Annotated in this window: 19 protein-coding genes, 1 pseudogene and 1 riboswitch; of the genes and pseudogenes, 13 read left to right on the top strand and 7 right to left on the bottom strand. The window is 62.3% G+C overall.

Translation table 11 applies throughout. The annotated features are described in order from the left end of the window. Positions 1–211 precede the first annotated feature (211 nt). Complete coding sequence (locus ACGYLX_RS16180; protein ID WP_394450769.1) at positions 212–1,081, bottom strand: hypothetical protein; 870 nt, start codon at positions 1,079–1,081, stop codon at positions 212–214. Between the two features lie 122 nt (positions 1,082–1,203). Here ACGYLX_RS16180 and miaB point away from each other — a divergent pair, with 122 nt between their 5' ends. Continuing rightward, complete coding sequence (gene miaB, locus ACGYLX_RS16175) at positions 1,204–2,508, top strand: tRNA (N6-isopentenyl adenosine(37)-C2)-methylthiotransferase MiaB (protein ID WP_394403097.1); 1,305 nt, start codon at positions 1,204–1,206, stop codon at positions 2,506–2,508. 55 nt (positions 2,509–2,563) lie between these two features. Here the strand turns inward: miaB and ACGYLX_RS16170 are convergent, their stop codons facing one another. Next, positions 2,564–2,908, bottom strand: a complete 345-nt coding sequence (locus ACGYLX_RS16170) for a hypothetical protein (protein WP_394403095.1) — start codon at positions 2,906–2,908, stop codon at positions 2,564–2,566. A 457-nt stretch (positions 2,909–3,365) separates the two neighbouring features. On the opposite strand from ACGYLX_RS16170, the gene ACGYLX_RS16165 reads away from it, so the two are divergent. The 7 genes from ACGYLX_RS16165 (at position 3,366) to metK (ending at position 9,594) form a co-directional block, all read left to right on the top strand. After that, on the top strand, positions 3,366–3,908 hold the full coding sequence (locus tag ACGYLX_RS16165) for an OmpA family protein (protein WP_394376182.1): 543 nt from the start codon (positions 3,366–3,368) through the stop codon (positions 3,906–3,908). A 13-nt stretch (positions 3,909–3,921) separates the two neighbouring features. Beyond that, on the top strand, positions 3,922–4,245 hold the full coding sequence (locus ACGYLX_RS16160; protein ID WP_197470808.1) for a hypothetical protein: 324 nt from the start codon (positions 3,922–3,924) through the stop codon (positions 4,243–4,245). 147 nt (positions 4,246–4,392) lie between these two features. After that, a complete protein-coding gene (locus ACGYLX_RS16155; protein WP_067261409.1) occupies positions 4,393–5,382 on the top strand; it encodes a PhoH family protein in 990 nt (329 codons plus the stop codon). Beyond that, complete coding sequence (gene ybeY, locus ACGYLX_RS16150) at positions 5,357–5,902, top strand: rRNA maturation RNase YbeY (RefSeq protein WP_271689432.1); 546 nt, start codon at positions 5,357–5,359, stop codon at positions 5,900–5,902. Before ACGYLX_RS16155 ends, ybeY begins: the two co-directional genes overlap by 26 nt. A gap of 27 nt (positions 5,903–5,929) precedes the next feature. Next, a complete protein-coding gene (locus tag ACGYLX_RS16145; RefSeq protein ID WP_394450767.1) occupies positions 5,930–6,832 on the top strand; it encodes a hemolysin family protein in 903 nt (300 codons plus the stop codon). Further along, entirely contained in the window at positions 6,829–8,328 is a 1,500-nt protein-coding gene (gene lnt / locus ACGYLX_RS16140; RefSeq protein ID WP_394450765.1) for an apolipoprotein N-acyltransferase, read from the top strand. Before ACGYLX_RS16145 ends, lnt begins: the two co-directional genes overlap by 4 nt. Positions 8,329–8,359: 31 nt before the next feature. Further along, a riboswitch (SAM-SAH riboswitch) is annotated at positions 8,360–8,408 on the top strand. A gap of 4 nt (positions 8,409–8,412) precedes the next feature. Next, a complete protein-coding gene (gene metK / locus ACGYLX_RS16135) occupies positions 8,413–9,594 on the top strand; it encodes a methionine adenosyltransferase (RefSeq protein ID WP_271691856.1) in 1,182 nt (393 codons plus the stop codon). 46 nt (positions 9,595–9,640) lie between these two features. Here metK and ACGYLX_RS16130 read toward each other — a convergent pair whose 3' ends face one another. The 4 genes from ACGYLX_RS16130 to trmB all read right to left on the bottom strand — a co-directional run bounded on the left by ACGYLX_RS16130 (position 9,641) and on the right by trmB (position 12,924). Continuing rightward, positions 9,641–10,267, bottom strand: a complete 627-nt coding sequence (locus ACGYLX_RS16130) for a (d)CMP kinase (protein WP_394450763.1) — start codon at positions 10,265–10,267, stop codon at positions 9,641–9,643. After that, positions 10,264–10,767 (bottom strand): hypothetical protein, encoded by a 504-nt coding sequence (locus ACGYLX_RS16125; protein WP_394450761.1) that lies wholly within the window; start codon positions 10,765–10,767, stop codon positions 10,264–10,266. Before ACGYLX_RS16125 ends, ACGYLX_RS16130 begins: the two co-directional genes overlap by 4 nt. Next, positions 10,764–12,116 (bottom strand): 3-phosphoshikimate 1-carboxyvinyltransferase, encoded by a 1,353-nt coding sequence (aroA, locus tag ACGYLX_RS16120; protein WP_394450759.1) that lies wholly within the window; start codon positions 12,114–12,116, stop codon positions 10,764–10,766. Before aroA ends, ACGYLX_RS16125 begins: the two co-directional genes overlap by 4 nt. A 106-nt stretch (positions 12,117–12,222) precedes the next feature. Continuing rightward, on the bottom strand, positions 12,223–12,924 hold the full coding sequence (trmB, locus tag ACGYLX_RS16115; protein ID WP_394432263.1) for a tRNA (guanosine(46)-N7)-methyltransferase TrmB: 702 nt from the start codon (positions 12,922–12,924) through the stop codon (positions 12,223–12,225). Between the two features lie 130 nt (positions 12,925–13,054). On the opposite strand from trmB, the gene ACGYLX_RS16110 reads away from it, so the two are divergent. From ACGYLX_RS16110 to ACGYLX_RS16090, 5 genes and pseudogenes are all read left to right on the top strand, one after another. Continuing rightward, positions 13,055–13,807 carry a response regulator gene (locus ACGYLX_RS16110; RefSeq protein WP_394450758.1) on the top strand — a complete coding sequence of 251 codons (753 nt, stop codon included), beginning with the start codon at positions 13,055–13,057 and terminating at the stop codon, positions 13,805–13,807. Between the two features lie 397 nt (positions 13,808–14,204). Then, a pseudogene (rpsA, locus tag ACGYLX_RS16105) lies at positions 14,205–15,899 on the top strand (30S ribosomal protein S1); the annotation flags it as partial. A 284-nt stretch (positions 15,900–16,183) separates the two neighbouring features. Next, positions 16,184–16,468 (top strand): integration host factor subunit beta, encoded by a 285-nt coding sequence (gene ihfB, locus ACGYLX_RS16100; RefSeq protein WP_067261426.1) that lies wholly within the window; start codon positions 16,184–16,186, stop codon positions 16,466–16,468. Next, positions 16,468–16,818 carry a lipopolysaccharide assembly protein LapA domain-containing protein gene (locus ACGYLX_RS16095; RefSeq protein ID WP_394450756.1) on the top strand — a complete coding sequence of 117 codons (351 nt, stop codon included), beginning with the start codon at positions 16,468–16,470 and terminating at the stop codon, positions 16,816–16,818. The genes ihfB and ACGYLX_RS16095 overlap by 1 nt, the downstream gene beginning before the upstream one ends. A gap of 9 nt (positions 16,819–16,827) precedes the next feature. Next, positions 16,828–17,475, top strand: a complete 648-nt coding sequence (locus ACGYLX_RS16090; RefSeq protein ID WP_394450754.1) for a phosphoribosylanthranilate isomerase — start codon at positions 16,828–16,830, stop codon at positions 17,473–17,475. A 75-nt stretch (positions 17,476–17,550) separates the two neighbouring features. On the opposite strand, the gene ACGYLX_RS16085 is transcribed toward ACGYLX_RS16090, so the two are convergent. Then, entirely contained in the window at positions 17,551–19,047 is a 1,497-nt protein-coding gene (locus ACGYLX_RS16085) for a phosphomannomutase/phosphoglucomutase (protein ID WP_394450751.1), read from the bottom strand. Positions 19,048–19,066: the final 19 nt, after the last annotated feature.

The following is a 19,066-nucleotide window of genomic DNA, read 5'->3' as shown; positions in this document are numbered from 1 at the left end:
CGCCATGTGCTGAGGGTGTCGCCCTCCCTGGTGGGTGATGAGCGGTCGCGTGGTGCGGGGCGGTCATTCTAGACCCTGACTGGTCCGTTTGCCGAAACGTTGCAAGATCGCCCTCCGGGGGGAGGGAGTGCGATGCCCGTGGTTCCCACGGGCGGGACAATTTGAAAAGGTCATGGCCTCCGTCGAGACCATAAAGCCCGCCGCGCTTGCCTCAAAACCACTGCCCCGGCTCCATCAAACCCAGATCCATCAACTGCCGGGAATGCCACTCGAACGGCTCGGAGTTGTGCCACTGGAATGTAGCGATGTCATAGCGGCTGCCGGGATTGCGCTTCAGCGCCTTGGCCGTGCGGAACGAGCAGATCGCCGCCGTGACGTTGTGGTGCCATTCGCAAGCGTAGGTGTTGTATTCCTCGTCGTTGAACGTGTGGTCGCCGCGCAGCTTCAGCCCCGGTTTGGCGCGAAACAGCGGAATACGGTCGATCTTGCGGCTTTGCGGCGGCACATGTTCCTCGAACCGCCAGCGCAGCCCGCCAAAGAAATCAAGCTGCCGTTCCTTGGGATGCCCCTGCCGGGCCGCATCCTTGCGCGCCAGCGCGTAATAGCCCGAGCGGTCCAAATGCGCCTGATCCAGTGAGACGGCATCGGGGTATTGCTTGAGGTCCAGCGCATAGAGGTCCACCACATAGGCCAGCATGGCATCGCGCCGCTCTTCGCTGTGAAAGGCCAGCAATTCCTTGACGTTGCGTGTCTCGCTGAAGGGGTGAAACAGGTATTCGGCGTTGTAGCAGTAATAAAGCCATTGCCCCGGCACCGCCGCGATCATGCGGTTCACGGCGCGCTCCAACGCGGCTTCGGCAGTGGTGTCATAGTCGACCCGCAGCACGCTTTCCTCTAGGTCGCGGGGCAGGTCGAAACCGGGGGGCATCAGCGCCACGACGTTGTCGAACCCCGCCTGTTGGTGGTGGCGCAGGGTGGTGTCGACCTCAACCTCATCCTCGACCAAGATCATGGCGATGGGGCCTGCGTTCAGCGCCGTGCGGCCCTCTTTTATAAGCTGGTCGAGATCGCGATACCGCATAGGCCCCCGCTGGAATTTGCCGCCGGTAAAGTCGGCCAATTCCGGGTGCATTGCAAGACGCGGCCACCGCTGTTAGACGACGCCATCTGCCCGAAATCCGTCAAAACCCTTGGATGCCCGCCATGACCCAACCGAAAAAGCTGTTCATCAAGACCTATGGTTGCCAGATGAACGTCTATGACAGCGAACGCATGGCCGAGAGCCTGGGCGGGCAGGGCTATGTCACCACCGACCGCGCCGATGACGCGGATATGATCCTGCTCAACACCTGCCACATTCGCGAGAAGGCGGCGGAGAAGGTCTATTCCGAACTGGGCCGTCTGAAACCGCTGAAAGACGCGCGGCCCGATCTGAAGATCGGCGTGGCGGGCTGCGTGGCCCAAGCCGAGGGCGAAGAGATCATGCGCCGCCAGCCTGCCGTCGATCTGGTGGTTGGCCCCCAAAGCTATCACCGTCTGCCGGAGATGGAGGCGAAGGTGCAGGGCGGGCAAAGCGCGCTCGACACTGATTTCCCGGCGGAAGACAAATTCGACCACCTTAAGGGACGCCCCAAGGCGAAACGCGCCCCCGCGGCTTTCCTGACCGTGCAAGAGGGCTGCGACAAGTTCTGCGCCTTCTGCGTGGTGCCCTATACCCGCGGCGCCGAAGTCTCTCGCCCCGCCGAAAAGGTGTTGGAAGAGGCCCGCGATCTCGTCGAGCGCGGCGTGCGCGAGGTCACCTTGCTGGGCCAGAACGTCAATGCCTACCACGGCGGCATGACGCTGGCCGGGTTGATCCGTGCGCTGGCCAAGATCGACGGGCTGGAGCGTATCCGCTACACCACCAGCCACCCCAACGACATGGGCGACGATCTGATCGCGGCCCATGGCGAAGTGCCTGAACTGATGCCCTATCTGCATCTGCCGGTGCAGTCGGGCAGCGACCATATTCTGAAACGGATGAACCGCAGCCACACCGCCGAGAGCTACCTCAAACTGCTCGAGCGCATCCGCGAAGCGCGGCCCGACATCGTGCTGTCGGGTGATTTCATCGTCGGCTTCCCGGAAGAGACCGAAGCGGATTTCGAGGCCACGATGGAGCTCGTCCGGCAGGTGCGCTACGGCTATGCCTATTCGTTTAAATACTCCACCCGGCCTGGCACCCCCGCAGCCGAACGTCCGCTGGTCGATCCAGCCGTGGCCGACGACCGTTTGCAGCGCTTGCAAGGGCTAATCACCCAGCACCAGCAGGAAATCCAGCAATCAATGGTCGGGCGCGAGGTATCGGTTCTGGTTGAGAAGAAGGGCCGTCTACCCGGTCAGATGCTCGGCAAGTCGGAGTATCTGCACGCGGTGCATATCGAGGATAGCACGGCACAGATCGGTGATATCCAGCGCGTGCGGGTGACTGAGGCCAAGACGAACTCTCTGGCCGCCGTTCTGGTCTGATCCGCAGCCCCAAGGGGCCTGCAACGGGTGCGCGTCGCCGCGCACCCTTGGCTTGTCAGTAGTTGTGTTTGCGGTGCGATGCGGCATCCGCAAAGATCCGTTTCATCGTCGCTTTCAACCCCTCAGGGTTGCCGACGAGTGTGTGATCCCGGCAAACACGCTCGGCCACAGCATGGGCGGTGGCAAAGTCATAGCCCACGGCCACGAGGCTATCCACGAAGACTGAGTTTGGCCGGTCCCAGATCACGTCGTTCCACGGGCCGCGGTAGCAGCTGACGTGGATCACATTGCCCGTGGGATGGGCCACACCTTGGTTGTGATAGGCGTATTTCACGCCCCCCGCGAAAGCGGGCAGGGCAAGCAGGCCGGTGACGGCGGTGGCGAGTAGCGTTTTTATCATGGTTTGGTCCCCCAGTTATCATTGCAGCAATCAAGATCGGCAAAGCCGCGCGAAGTCCCACCCTCGCGATCCGATGGAAAGAGGTTTAGGTCTAAAGGTGCGATTTTCAAGAAAATTCAATGGCAGGGGCCGGTGTTTGCGAACAATCCCAAGGGCTTGTGCGGGATTGTCGCCAAGCCGTCGTCAATGGCCTGTTTTCGGCGGATCGGGGCAGGGTGAAATGGCCGCGCTCCGAAGCCGTTTTGCCGCTACCCCGCGGCGGATTCGTTGTAAGCCGCCAAGGTTCGGCCACAAAATGTTGATTTCACAGCTTCACAGCGAGACCGTTTTTACCTAACCTGACCCTATACTCAAAAGGCGCGGGTCCGGGGAGGGGTCGCATTTGCCAAAGATAAGAACCAGAAATTAGAATAGGACAAACGCTGTGGGACCCACTATTTCCAAAGCACTGCGCGCCATGGCCAGCCTGACGATGGCAGCGGCGCTGACCGTGGCCAGCACCTCGGTCGATGCGCAGACACCCTCGCAACAGGGCCGCGACAAGGGCGTTTACACGCCGACCATCTGGGTCGACCCGGATGGCTGTGAACATTGGGTTATGGATGACGGGGCAGAGGGCTATATGACCCCCCATGTCACCCGGCAGGGCATTCCGGTGTGCCGCCGCGGCGATGTCTGCGGCGTGATGGAGGCGGATCAGTTCTTTGCCACCGACAAATACAGCATCTCGCCGCAAGGCCGGGCGCGTCTGGCGAATTTCTTCCAATCGACCGGGGCGGTATCCTATATCATCACCGGCCATACCGACAGCCGCGCGTCGGACGCCTATAACATGCGCCTGTCCTACAACCGGGCCAATGCCGTGGCGCGCATCGCCAATCAAGTGGGCGCCAAGATCGCCGATGTGCGGGGCTATGGCGAACGGATGCCCGCCGTGCCGAACAATTCCGCTGCGAACATGGCCAAGAACCGCCGTGTCGAAATCATCTGCATTCGCTGAAGGGACCACAAAAGTGATTAAGACGAAACTTCTCATGGTCACAGCCTGTGCCGTCGGCCTGTCGGCCTGTACCGATTACGAAGGCGGTCTGGGCCGGGGCTACCCTTCGGATAAGACCTTTGACCGGGGCATCGACAAAAAGCACCTGAGCAACCTTCAGGCGGGCATCTGGGTCGATCCGAACGGTTGCGACCACTGGATCATCGACGACGGGGTCGAGGGCTATCTTTCGGCACGGCTTGATAAATTCGGCAAGCCGGTCTGCTCGGGCGTGGCGCCACCGACACATACCGCGGGCCACTTCAAAGGTGGCTCCAACATCAAAGACCCGAACTGACCTTGGCGGGCCATATCAAAGACCCCGGGCCGGAGCGCGTTGCGCTTCGGCCCTTTTTGTCGCGACGGGTTGGTAAATCGATCCGGTCTGACTATTTCAACATTTAGTGCTTCACAAAGGATACGCGCATTGCCTTCAACTGATCTGATGACACCGGAAACCGCGGCCGAACGGGTGGTGGAATTTCCCGACAACCGCCTTTTGATCGACCTCTGCGGCGCCTATGACGCGCATCTGGCGGCTATCGAGAAATCGCTTGAGGTGCAGATCATCCGGCGTGGCAACCACTTGCAAATTCTGGGTGAGGGCGAGGCCGTTGAGAAGGCCGAGAGCCTGCTCAATGCACTCTATGTCCGGCTGGAAAGTGGCCGCGCGGTTGAACCTGCGGATGTGGACGGGCTGCTGCGCATGGGCAACTCCGGCGCGGGCACCGGCGTGCGTCAGGGTGACCAGCTTGAAATGCCGATCTCGGATGCGATCGAAATCCAGACCCGCAAGAAACGGGTGGAGCCGCGCACCGATGCGCAGAAAGCCTATGTGCAATCGCTCTTCGACAACGAACTGGCCTTTGGCATCGGCCCTGCGGGCACCGGCAAGACCTATCTGGCTGTCGCCGTGGGCGTGTCGATGTTCATCGGCGGCCATGTGGACCGGATCATCCTCAGCCGCCCCGCGGTCGAGGCGGGCGAGAAGCTGGGCTATCTGCCGGGCGACATGAAAGACAAGGTCGACCCCTATATGCAGCCGCTCTACGACGCGCTGAACGACTTTTTGCCGAGCAAGCAATTGGCCAAACTGCTGGAGGAAAAGCGCATTGAGATCGCGCCGCTGGCCTTCATGCGGGGTCGCACGCTGTCGAACGCTTTCGTGGTGCTGGACGAGGCGCAAAACGCCACTTCGATGCAGATGAAGATGTTCCTGACCCGCCTGGGGCAGAATTCGCGCATGGTGATCACCGGCGACCGGACCCAGATCGACCTGCCGCGCGGGGTGCAATCGGGGCTTCAGGATGCGGAGCGCTTGCTCAAGCAAATCCCCAGCATCAGCTTCAACTACTTCTCGTCCAAAGACGTGGTGCGCCATCCGCTGGTCGCCGCGATTATCGAAGCTTATGAGGCCGATAGCGGTGCCGCTTGACGTGATGCTGGAAGATTTCGACATCGTGATCGAAGACGACCGTTGGGCGGCGGTCGACCTTGAAGCGCGCGCTCATGCCGCGGCGCGGGCTACCCTGGGCCATCTCGGCCTTGATGCCGAAGCCGCTGAGATGACCCTGCTGGCCTGCGACGACAGCCGCATTGCGGCGCTAAACGAAGACTTTCGCGGCAAAGCGCGGGCGACCAATGTGCTAAGTTGGCCTGCGGAGGAACGCGGGGCGGTCACCCCGGGCGGCGATCCGCTGCCTGTCGCCCCCGGCATTGACGGGATGCTCGAACTGGGCGACATCGCCTTGGCTTTCGAGACCTGCGCCGCCGAAGCCGCGGCGGCGGAGAAGCCATTAGATGCCCATGTGACCCATTTAATCGTGCACGGGCTGTTGCATCTTCTGGGCTATGACCATGAAAATGACCCCGACGCGACGTTGATGGAGGGGTTGGAGCGCGAAATACTTGGCAAAATGGGTTATGATGACCCATATAAGGAAAATGGGCCTTGAGGGGCTTTGTAACACAGACGGGACCCAATGGGCGATACAGACGGATCATCTGACGCGGCGCAGAGCGCGCTGATAGATGAAGACAGACATGAGCAGCCGGATGATGGCGCGATGCGCACCGGTAATTTCTTTTCTCGGGTGTTCGAGGCGCTAAGCCCATCGGACAGCGAGGACGACACGCCAGAGACCTCGGCAGAGGCCGAGCGGCCCACGGGCCATGGCATGATGAACCTGCGCCGGATGCGGGTCGATGACGTGGCGATCCCAAAGGCGGATATCACCGCCGTGCCGGTCAGCGCCACGCTGGATGAACTGGTCTCGGTCTTCAGGGAAAGCGGGATGACCCGCCTGCCGGTCTATGATGGCACGCTCGACACGCCCGTGGGCATGGTCCACCTCAAAGACCTTGCGCTAAACCACGGGTTCAATGGCAAAAACACCAAGTTCGATCTGCGCACCCTGCTGCGGCCCTTGGTCTATGTGCCGCCGTCGATGACCATCGGCGTGCTGCTGACCAAGATGCAGGCCGAGCGGCGGCATATGGCCTTGGTGATCGACGAATATGGCGGTGTCGACGGGCTGGTGACCATCGAAGACCTGATCGAACAGGTCATAGGTGAGATCGAAGACGAACATGACGTTGACGAAGGCACCTATTGGACAGTCGAAAAGCCCGGCACTTATCTCGCGCTCGCCAAGACCCCGCTGGGGGATTTCGAGGCTGAGATTGGCCATTCCCTGACCGACCATGAAACCGTCGACGAAGAAGAGATCGACACGCTTGGCGGCTTGGTCTTCATGCTGTCGGGCCGCGTGCCTGCGCGGGGCGAGGTGGTCTTGCACCCCGACGGGCCGGAGTTCGAGGTGATCGACGCCGACCCGCGCCGCATCAAACGGTTGCGGGTCCGCACCCAAGGGGCCGGGGGATGAGGCAACGGCTGGCGATGCGGGGCCGGTTGCTGCTGGCCCCCCTCGCCGGGGCCATCGCAGCCTTCGGGCAAGCGCCTTATGAACTGCCACTTTTGCTCTTTGCCGGGCTGGTGGCGGCGTTTTGGCTGTTTCGCGCGCAATCCGGCGGGCCACTGCGGGCGGCGCTTTTGGGCTGGGGCTTTGGTTTTGGCTACTTCCTGCATGCGCTGCAATGGATCGTCTCGCCCTTCATGGTCGATGTGGCGCGGCATGGGTGGATGGCGCCTTTTGCGCTGATCCTTCTGGCCGCGGGCATGGCGCTGTTCTGGGGGCTGGCCTTCGGCCTCGCCCGTTGGATCGCGCCGAAGCGTGGGCTGGCGCTGGCGCTGACTTGGGCGGCGGTGGAACTGCTGCGTGCCTATATCTTCACCGGCTTCCCATGGGCCATGCCCGCTCAAGGACTGGTCGGCGTGATGGCGGGGCAGGGCCTCGCTTGGGTCGGCCCCTATGCGCTGAACCTCTGGCTATTCGCCATTGCCGCGATCTTGCTGCTGCGCGGCCCTTTGAGCCTGCGATTGGGGCAGGGGGCGTTGGCCTTGTCGACGGTGCTGCTGTTGCTGCTGCCCCCGCAAGCGCCGCCCGCGGTGCTGACCGAGAACGTGGTGCGTTTGGTGCAGCCCAATGCCGCGCAACGCGATAAGTGGAACCCCGATACCTTTGAATTCTATTTCTCCCGCCAGCTCGACTACACCGCCGCCGAGCCGCAAGACGAAAGCACGGCCCCCGATCTGGTGATCTGGCCCGAGACCGCCATCCCATGGTCGTTGGACATGGCGGGGAGCGCCTTGGATGAGATCGGCGCGGTCTCGGACGTGCCGGTTGTGCTGGGCGTGCAGCGTCGGTCGAACATGCGCTATTTCAACTCGCTCGTTGTGTTGGACGAAGGCGGCGCGGTCGATCAGCTTTATGACAAACATCACCTCGTGCCCTTTGGCGAATATATGCCATTGGGTGATCTGATGGGGCGTTTCGGTATCCACGGCCTCGCCGCGCAGGAGGGGAACGGTTTTTCCAGCGGGCCGGGCGCGCAGGTTTTGGAACTGGGGCCGCTCGGTGCTGCATTGCCCTTGATTTGCTACGAGGCCGTCTTTGCCCATGATGTGAACGCCGCGCCAGCGCGGCCCGCGTTTCTGATGCAGGTCACCAATGACGCATGGTTCGGCAAGGCCGCAGGTCCGCGCCAGCATCTGGCCCAAGCGCGGATGCGCGCGATCGAGCAGGGGCTGCCCATGGCCCGGGCGGCCAATACCGGCATCTCGGCGATGATCGACCCGCAGGGGCGGGTGATCGCTTCGCTGCCGCTCAATTCCGCGGGCTTCATCGACGCGCCGCTGCCGGCGCCGCTGGCGCCCACGCTCTACACCCGCAGCGGTGATTTGCCTTTGATCCTGCTTCTGACCCTCTGCCTTGGCGGGCTTGCCGTGGCCCGCCGTCGCAGCCCGGGGAATGCCGATTGACCATCCACCAGCGGTTGTCTAAGCCGTTGGGAGAGCACCACAACGGCTTCCTGACGTGGTGCGTAATTTTTATTGGAGCACTACATGTCCCGTCAGAACTATACTTTCACTTCGGAATCCGTTTCCGAGGGGCACCCGGATAAGGTCTGCGACCGGATTTCCGATGCCATCCTCGACGCTTTCATCAGCGAGGAACCCGAAGCGCGGGTCGCCGCCGAAACCTTTGCCACCACCAACCGCGTCGTGATCGGGGGCGAGGTCGGGCTGGCCAACAAGACCAAGCTCGATGAATATCTGGCGGGTGTTGAGGATATTGCCCGCGCCTGCATCAAAGACATCGGTTACGAGCAGGACGAGTTCCACCACGCGACATGTGAGATCACCAATCTGCTGCACCCGCAGTCGGCGCATATCGCCCAAGGCGTCGATGCCGCCGATGGCAAGGAAGAAGGCGCAGGCGATCAGGGCATCATGTTCGGTTTTGCCACCGATGAGACGCCCGAGTTGATGCCCGCGCCGATCCACTACGCCCATGCGATCCTGCGCCGTCTGGCCGAGGTGCGCAAAGACGGGACCGAGCCGACCCTGCGGCCCGATGCGAAAAGCCAACTTTCGGTGCGTTACGAGAACGGCAAACCGGTGGGCGTAAGCTCCATCGTGCTGTCGACCCAGCATGAGAGCGAAAGCCAGACCAGCGCCGATATCCGCGAGATCGTTGAGCCCTATATCCGCGAGGTGCTGCCCGAAGGCTGGATCGACGCCGACACCGTTTGGCATGTGAACCCCACCGGCGTTTTCGTGATCGGCGGACCGGATGGCGACGCGGGTCTCACGGGCCGCAAGATCATCGTCGACACCTATGGCGGGGCCGCACCGCATGGCGGCGGCGCGTTTTCGGGCAAAGACCCGACCAAGGTCGACCGTTCGGCGGCCTATGTGGCGCGCTATCTGGCCAAGAACGTCGTAGCGGCAGGGCTGGCGAACAAATGCACCATCCAACTGAGCTATGCAATTGGCGTGAGCGAGCCGCTGTCGATCTATTGCGACACCCATGGCACCGGTGACGTGCATGACGCCGCGATCGAAAAAGCGATCCGCCAGATCATTGACCTGACCCCGCGCGGCATTCGCGAGCATTTGCAATTGAACAAGCCGATCTACCAGCGCACGGCGGCCTATGGCCACTTTGGCCGCGCGCCCGACGCGGATGGCGGTTTCAGCTGGGAACGCCGCGATCTGGTCGATCAGTTGAAAGCGGCTGTCTAAGTATTCAGGGGGTGGGCGACAGCGCCCACCCCTTTCGCGGCGGGGGTCAGCCCCGTTTCGCCTCGACCAAGGCCACGGCGGCGGCCACCGCATCTTCGATCGCCATTTCCGTCGTGTCGATCTGCTTGGCATCCTCGGCGGGTTTCAGCGGCGCTTGGTCCCGGCTCATGTCGCGCAGGTCGCGCTGGCGCACGTCTTCCAACACATCTTCATAGCTGGTCTCGATCCCCTTGCCCGATAGCTCAGCGAAACGGCGCTGCGCGCGCACTTCGGGACTGGCGGTGATGAAGAGTTTGACCGGCGCGTCGGGGCAGATCACCGTGCCGATGTCCCGCCCGTCGAGCACCGCACCGCCCGCGCGGGTGGCAAAGCTGCGCTGGAACCGCACAAGGGCGGCACGCACCGCGGGGATCACCGCCACTTTGCTGGCCTCTTGGGCAACCTCGGGGCTGCGCAGAGTAGGGTCTTCCAGATCGACGGGGGCGAGGCTCTGGGCCGCTTCTTCCGGGTCCATCCCGGTGAGGGTCTTGGCCGCGACCGCGCGGTACAAAAGCCCGGTGTCGAGATGCGCAAAACCAAAATGCGCCGCCACCGCCTTGGCCACGGTGCCTTTGCCCGCCGCGGCGGGGCCGTCGATGGCAACGGTGATGCCGTTGGTTTTGTTATCCGTCATTGCAAATTCCTCTTGTTCCGGGCCCGCAGGCCAAGCAGCAGGGCCGCCGTGAAACAGCCCGCCAGTATCACCCATTTCGCCTTTGTGAACAGGCTCGCCGTTGCGACGGCCTGTGCGGTGATCCGGTCCGGCCCCAATTCGACCAGCCGCCCGATCAGCATGTTTTCGGTGTAATCCGCCCCCAGATACAGCGCCACGGCCAGCGTCAGCCCCAGCCGCAGCCCGCCCGACGACCAGCGCCGGAACCACAGCAGCAAGGCCAGCGCCAAAAGGGCGGGGAAGGCGGTGTCGGCCAGCCGGAACTGGCCGAGATACAGCGCCGTCTGCTCGGGGCTGAGTGCTGACAGATAGGCGCGCGCCTCGGGCCGATCATAGCCCAGAAGCCGCCCGTCCAAGACGCCCATGCCCGCCGCGCGCAGATGCGTTTCGGCAAAGCCCGCAAGGGCTGCAAAGGCCAGTGCAGCGCAAAGGCTGAGCCAGATCAGCCGGTCGCCTGTCACGCAGGCAACCGTTCGACCTGCGCACCCAAGCAGGCCATCAGCGGCTCGAAAATCGGGAAGGAGGTGGCGATGGGCCCGCCATCGTCCACCTGTACCGGCTGTTGCGCGACCATGCCAAGGATCAGGAACGACATGGCGATGCGGTGGTCGAGATGGCTCTGACAGGTTGCACCGCCGGGGATATTGCCATGGCCCAGCCCTTTGACAGTCCACCAATCTGGCCCGTCTTCGACCGCGACCCCATTGGCGCGCAGGCCGCTGGCCATGGCCTCAATCCGGTCGCTTTCCTTGACGCGGAGTTCCTTGACGCCGCGCATCACGGTCTCGCCCGTCGCACAGGCCGCCACGACCGAGAGCACGGGGTATTCGTCGATCATGCTCGCCGCACGTTCGGGCGGTACTTCGATGCCCTTGAGGTTGGGCGAGAACTTTGCGCGCAGGTCGGCCACAGGCTCGCCGCCCTCGGTACGTTCGTTTTCATAAGTCAGATCCGCGCCCATCTCGCGCAGGGTGGTGAACAGCCCCGCGCGGGTCGGGTTCAAGCCGATGCCCGGCACCAGCACGTCCGAGCCGGGCACGATCAGCGCGGCACAAACGGGGAAAGCGGCGGAGGAGGGGTCGCGCGGCACGTCGATATGCTGCGGCTTCAACTCGGGCTGGCCGGTCAGGGTGATGACGCGGCCCTCGTCTGTCTCTTCAACCGTGATCTCTGCGCCAAAGCCCGCCAGCATCCGTTCGGTATGGTCGCGGGTGGCCTCGGCCTCGATCACCACGGTTTTGCCCGGCGCATTCAGCCCCGCCAGCAGCACCGCGGATTTCACCTGCGCCGACGGCACGGGCACGGTGTAGCGCACGGGCACAGGCTCGGCGGCACCCACGAGCGTCATCGGCAGGCGGCCCCCGGCGCGGCCCACGGATTGCGTGCCGAACAGCGCCAGCGGATCGGTCACCCGCGCCATCGGGCGGCTGTTGAGGCTGGCATCGCCAGTGAAGGTGACCGAGATCGGAGAGGTCGCCATCGCCCCCATCAACAACCGCACGCCAGTGCCGGAATTGCCGCAGTCGATCACATTGTCCGGCTCGGCAAAGCCGCCGACACCCACGCCATGCACGGAATAAGAGCCGCCGCCATGGTCGACCACCTCGGCCCCGAAAGCGCGCATGGCTTTGGCGGTGTCGAGCACGTCTTGCCCCTCCAAAAGCCCGGTGATCGTGGTCTCGCCCACGGTCATAGCGCCAAGGATCAGGCTGCGGTGCGAGATCGACTTGTCGCCGGGCACTTCGGCGGTGCCGCTAAGCGGCCCGCAGGCGCGCGATGACATGGGAATGGGGCTGCCGTGACTGGACATGAGGTACCTCTGATCTGCTCAAGGTTCCTATTATCGCAGGCGGGCGGCAGCGTCCATCGCCGCGCGTGCGATGGATTGTAGACGGGGTGGTATCAGCCGCAAATACTTAGCGTTTGCGGAAGGTCAGGTAATGCGGGGTGCGCCCTTCGCGCAGCGCCTTTTGCTCATAGCGGGTCGAAATCCAGTCATCCCAAGGCGCGCGCCAATCGTCAGGCCCTTCGGCCAGCCAATCAAACCCATGCTGCGGCACCTGTTCGAGCGTCTGGCGAACGTAATCCTCGATATCCGTCGCCACGCGGAAGATCGCGCCGGGTTTCAGCACGCGGGCCAGCGGCTCCAGATGCTCGGGCGTGACGAAACGGCGGCGGTGGTGGCGGGTTTTCGGCCAAGGATCGGGATAGAGCAGGAACGCCCGGTCGATGGAGTCTTCGGGCAGCACGTCGAACATATCGCGCACGTCACCGGGGTGAATGGCGAGGTTGTCCACGCCCGCGCGCCGGATTTTGCCCAGCAGCATGGCGACGCCGTTGATGTAAGGCTCGCAGCCGATGATGCCTACATCGGGGTTCTGCCCGGCTTGATGCACCAGATGCTCACCACCGCCAAAGCCGATTTCCAGCCAGACCTTGCGCCCGCCAAACAGCGTATCAAGGTCAAGGGGCCTTCGGTCGGGATTGCTCTCCCAATCGACGGCCCCCGGCGACAATGCGTCGAGGTCTTCATCGATATAGGTCTTTTGCGACTTCTTCAGCGCTTTGCCTTTGAGGCGGCCATAGAAGTTGCGGCGGGGGCGTGTTGTATCACTCATGGCGGCTCATGTAGCGGCCTCGCCGCGCCACCGCAACATTCCTCTGCAAGGCTGGCGGCGATTAGGGGCGGGTTAACCATTTGTTAGGCTCCGTGGGTCTAAATGCCGAGGCAAAGCAGGGGGACGGCTGATGAGCGTGGCAAGGCGCGGAAGCGGTGCAGGCGATAGGGCGGATGGCGCGGCTGAGCCTTTGGCGGCGGCGCGCATCTTGATCGTAGATGACCAGCGCTTTGACCGGATGCGGATCAAACGGCTCTGCGGCGGGCTGGACTTTCCTGTCTCTTTGACAGAGGCGGAGAGCCTTGCCGCCCTCGGCCAGCAGTTAGAGGAGGGGGCGTTTGACCTGATCTTGCTGGACTACAACCTGCCCGATGGGGATGGCCTGCGCGGCTTGCAGATGATCCGCGCCCACCCTCGCAACGGCGGTGTCGCCACGGTGATGGTCACCGGGACGGAGCAGAGCGACGTCGCAATCGAAGCGCTGCGCGGCGGCTGTAGTGACTATATCGCCAAGGATGAATTGTCGCAAAGCACGCTCAGGCGTTCCGCCTTTCACGCGCTTCACAAGACCGCGCTGCAACTGGGCGTGGCCACGCAGGAACAAAAACGGTCTGAGCTGCAAAGCGTTCTACGGCGGTTCACCGAGGAATGCGCGCAGGATATCAAGCCGATGGTGAATGAGAGCATGCGCGCGCTATGCGCCTTGGACCGGTCGAACCCCGCCGCCGTGGCGGAGGCGTTAGGAAAGGTCGATTACACTTTCCTGCGTCTGTGGGAGTTTGTTGAGGACCTTGCCAGCTATCAAGGCAGTGACCTTGCCGAAGGCGATCTTGCCGATCCGCCGAAACCCGCGCCGGGGCTGGGCGCGGGCTGGGGCGGGTGAGCGGCAGGCTTACCGCGGCGGAGGCCGTGCAGTTCGCTAGGAAAAGGTTGCAGCGCCGCGATGGCCCTGATCCGTTGTGGTGCCGTCTATCCTCTGGCGCGCTACGGAACCCTTGCCCGGCAGAACCCCGCATATCCCCCGGCCAGCACGCCATAGCCCTTGCAGGAGCGTCAAAATTCGCCTATACGCGCCTTGTCTAAGGGGCGGTTACAGCTTCGGACGCGATATAGCGGGCAGGGTCGGTACTAACCGGCCCTCTTTTGTTTGCGTTCGGCTGCGGGTCAACCGCTGTGCTTTTATGTCGGAGCTTCTCTGACAAGATCGGCACGGTGCCACCACAACGACCAATTGCAACTCCAGACCGGCGGAGACAACCGCGCGGCCAGAAACATTTGATAAGGATACGAAAAGCTACATGACCAAAGCAATGGACGAATTCGAAGCGCTTCTTAACGAGAGCTTTGAAATGGACACGCCCCAAGAGGGCACAGTCGTCAAAGGCAAGGTGATCGCTGTCGAAGCGGGCCAAGCCATCATCGACGTCGGCTACAAAATGGAAGGCCGCGTTGAGCTGAAAGAATTTGCTGATCCCGGCGAATCCCCCAAAATCGAAGTTGGCGACGAAGTCGAAGTTTTCCTTCGCCAAGTCGAAAACGCGCGTGGCGAAGCCGTCATCAGCCGCGAAATGGCCCGCCGTGAGGAAGCCTGGGATCGTCTGGAAAAAGCCTATGCCGCAGAAGAGCGTGTCGAAGGCGCGATCTTTGGCCGTGTCAAAGGTGGCTTCACCGTCGACCTCGGCGGCGCAGTTGCATTCCTGCCCGGCTCCCAAGTCGACGTGCGCCCCGTACGCGACGCAGGCCCGCTCATGGGTCTCAAGCAGCCGTTCCAAATCCTCAAGATGGACCGCCGTCGTGGCAACATCGTTGTATCGCGTCGTGCGATCCTCGAAGAGTCCCGCGCCGAACAGCGTGCCGAAGTCATTGGCAACCTGACCGAAGGCCAGACCGTCGATGGTGTGGTCAAGAACATCACCGAATACGGTGCGTTTGTTGACCTTGGCGGTGTCGACGGCTTGCTGCACGTCACCGACATGGCATGGCGTCGCGTGAACCACCCGTCCGAGATCCTGTCGATCGGCGAGACCATCAAGGTTCAGGTCATCAAGATCAACAAAGAGACCCACCGCATCAGCCTCGGCATGAAGCAGCTGCAGGAAGATCCGTGGGATCTGGTTGGCGCGAAATACCCGCTGGGTTCCGTGCACAGCGGCCGCGTGACCAACATCACCGACTACGGCGCATTCGTCGAGCTGGAGCCCGGTGTCGAAGGTCTGGTCCACGTCTCCGAGATGTCCTGGACCAAGAAGAACGTGCACCCCGGCAAGATCGTGTCCACAAGCCAAGAAGTCGAAGTCATGGTTCTGGAAATCGACAGCGCCAAGCGTCGCGTTTCCCTTGGTCTCAAGCAGACCATGCGCAACCCATGGGAAGTCTTTGCTGAGACCCACCCCGAGGGCACCGAAGTCGAAGGCGAAGTCAAGAACATCACCGAATTCGGTCTGTTCGTTGGCCTGCCCGGCGACATCGACGGTATGGTTCACCTTTCCGACCTCAGCTGGGACCAGCGCGGCGAGGAAGCGATCCAAGACTACCGCAAAGGTGACGTGGTTCAGGCCGTTGTCTCCGAAGTGGACGTTGAGAAAGAGCGCATCTCGCTCTCGATCAAGAACGTCGGTGGCGACAAATTCGCCGAAGCCGTGGGCGGCGTGAAGCGCGGCTCGATCGTGACCGTGACCGTGACCTCCATCGAAGATGGCGGCATCGAAGTCGAATACGAAGGCATGAAGAGCTTCATCCGTCGTTCCGACCTCAGCCGTGACCGTGCCGAACAGCGCCCCGAGCGTTTCTCGGTCGGTGACAAGGTCGACGTGCGCATCACCAACGTTGATGCGAAAGCACACCGTCTGGGCGTCTCCATCAAGGCACGCGAGATCGCGGAAGAGAAAGAGGCGGTACAGCAGTACGGTTCCTCCGACTCCGGCGCGAGCTTGGGCGACATCCTTGGTGCGGCGCTGAAAGGCGACGACGAGTAAGCATATTCCAGGTTGAATATGTAATCTTAGCGAAGGCCCCGCATGGCGACATGCGGGGCCTTTTGCTGTTCCGGGGGCAAGGTCGAATCGCGAAGCGGGTTTTGGCCCTTATGCCCAATCCCTACGCGCCATGGCCTTCAGCGGCGGCAGGCGGCGGAAAAGAGCCGAAATAACAGAGGTTTCGCTGCGAAAAATCTATCGCGGCGCTGGTGGAACACCTTCCCGTGTGGGGCGTTATTTCCTATAGTCGGGTAAGACATCAATAAATTCTTGGGGGACGTGCCATGATCCGGTCGGAACTGATCCAGAAGATCGCTGACGACAATCCGCATCTTTATCAACGTGATGTTGAGCGGATCGTAAACACGGTCTTTGATGAGATCACGGGCGCGATGGCGCGTGGCGACCGGGTTGAATTGCGCGGCTTCGGTGCTTTCTCGGTTAAGAAACGCGATGCCCGTGTGGGGCGCAACCCGCGCACTGGTGAGACGGTGAATGTCGAAGAAAAGCATGTACCCTTCTTCAAGACGGGCAAGCTTTTGCGTGACCGGCTGAACGGGAAAAGCTGATGCGTTACATTCGTTATGCCTGCATCGCGCTTTTCGCGATTGCGCTGGTTTCCGTTGCTTTGGCGAACCGGAATATCGTGACACTTCAAGTGCTTCCAACCGAGATTTCAGGTTGGTTTGCCGTGAACCCCTCTGTCGAACTGCCGCTCTTTATCGTAATCCTTGGCGGGATCATCGTAGGGCTTTTGGTGGGCTTCGTTTGGGAGTGGATCCGCGAACACGGCCACCGGGCCGAACTGGCGCGGCAAGCGCGTGAGCGTCGTCGGTTGGAGCGTGAGGTGATCCGCCTCAAGGAAGAGAAGCATCAGGGCAAGGATGAGGTGCTGGCGCTGCTCGACGAAGCAGGCTAAACCCCACCCATGCCTGAGAACGTTAACGTAAAAATCTGCGGTCTGACCGACCCCGCTGATGTGCCCGCCGCCCTTTTAGCGGGCGCACGCACTTTGGGGTTCGTCTTTTTCGAAAAATCCCCCCGCCATCTGTCGCTGGAGGCCGCGGCGCATATGACCGAAGCGGTGCCTGACGGCATTTGCAAGGTCGCGCTGACCGTCAATGCCGACGATGCGGCGCTGGATGCGCTGCTGGCCGCGGTGCCCTTTCTGGACATGCTACAGCTGCACGGCAGCGAAAGCCCGGCGCGGGTGGCCGAGGTCAAGGCGCGCTATGGGCTACCGGTGATGAAGGCCGTCGGCGTGGCCGATCGCGATGATCTGGCGCTGCTGAACGACTATGTCACCGTCGCGGATCAGCTTTTGGTCGATGCCAAACCGCCCAAGGACGCGGTGCTGCCGGGGGGCAACGGGCTGGCCTTTGACTGGCGGCTGATCGCCGGGCGGCGCTGGCCGAAGCCTTGGATGCTCGCCGGCGGGCTGAACGCCGAGAATGTGGGGGAGGCGATTGCCCTCACCGGGGCGCGGCAGGTCGATGTCTCTTCGGGGGTCGAGACCGCGCCGGGGGTGAAGGATGCCGAGCGCATTCGCGCCTTTTGCGAAGCGGCGCTGAAGTAAGACCTTCTGGTTCAAAGAAAAAAGGCCCGGTGGCGATGCCCCGGGCCTTTGTCGTTCTGGTGCCGTAACTGGCGATCAGATCGATTGATCGTAATCGCCCACGCCCGGCTCGGTGCGGATCACCGCATCGATATCGGCGAAGATCGCGCGCATTTCCGCGTCAGATTCGGGGCTTTCGCAGACCACGACCAGGTTCGGCGTGTTGGAGGAGGCCCGCACAAGACCCCAGCCGCCGTTGTCGAGCATGACGCGCGCGCCGTTGACGGTGATGACCTCGGCAATCGCGCGGCCGCCGATCTTCTCCCCGGCCTCGGCCTTGGCGGTGAGCTTTTGCACGATCCGGTCGAGAATGTCGTATTTCTCGGTGTCCGAGGCATAGGGCGACATGGTGGGCGTCGAATAGGTCTGGGGCAGGGCGCGGCGCAGGTCCGACATGGATTTGTCGGGGTTGCGGTCCATCAGCTTGCAGATTTCCACCGCGACGCGCATGCCGCAGTCATAGCCCCGGCCAATCGGCTCGGCCAAGAAATAGTGGCCGGACTTTTCGAACCCCGCCAGCGCGCCCAGTTCTTTAACCCGGCGTTTCATGTGGCTGTGGCCGGTTTTCCAATAGTCCGCTTTGGCCCCGTGTTTCTGCAACTCAGGATCCGAGGCAAAGAGGCCGGTGGATTTCACATCCGCGACGAAAGTGCTGTTTGGGTGCAGTTTGGCCAGATCGCGGGCCATGATGACACCCATCTTGTCGGCGAAGATCTCTTCGCCCTCGTCATCCACCACGCCGCAGCGGTCCCCGTCACCGTCGAAACCGAGCGCCAGATCAGCGCCGGAGGCGCGGACGCTGTCGGCCATGTCGTGCAGCATCTCCATGGCTTCGGGGTTTGGGTTGTAATGGGGGAAGGTGTAGTCGAGTGTGTTGTGGCTATCGACGACTTCGACCCCCAAACGGCGGAACAGCTCGGGCGCGAAGGCCGACGCGGTGCCATTGCCGGTGGCGCAAACGACTTTCAGTTTGCGGGTCATTTTGAAGTCACCCACAAGGTCATCCAGATAGGCTTCGCGCACGCCGTCGACGAATTCGTAAGCCCCGCCTGCACGCTGTTCGCCGCGGCCATTGAGGACGATGTCGCGCAGTTCGGCCATCTCGTCCGGGCCGTGGGTGAGGGGGCGCTGAAAACCCATTTTGACGCCGGTCCAGCCGTTCGGGTTGTGGCTCGCCGTGACCATGGCGACGGCAGGGGCATCGAGGTGGAACTGGGCGAAATAGGCCATTGGGGAAAGCGCCGGGCCGATATCCTTAACCGTGATCCCGGCCTGCATCAGCCCCAGCATCAGCGCATTTTTGATTGAGAGCGAATAGTCGCGATAGTCATTGCCCACGGCGATGACAGGCTCAATCCCGCGCGCATGCATCTGCGTGCCAAGCCCAAGGCCGAGGGCGGTGATGCCGGGCAGGTTGATGTCGTCGGGGTATTTCCAACGCGCGTCATATTCGCGGAAACCTGTCGGGGTGATCATCGCATCGCGCAGGAATTCCCAAGTGTTCGGGGTCACGGTGGAGGCCGGTTTACTCACGTCAAATACTCGCTTTTTA

Origin of the sequence: Sulfitobacter sp. 1A13496 (assembly GCF_043557225.1) — a bacterium.
Lineage (GTDB): Bacteria > Pseudomonadota > Alphaproteobacteria > Rhodobacterales > Rhodobacteraceae > Sulfitobacter > Sulfitobacter faviae.
This window is presented reverse-complemented; position numbering and strand designations above follow the sequence as displayed.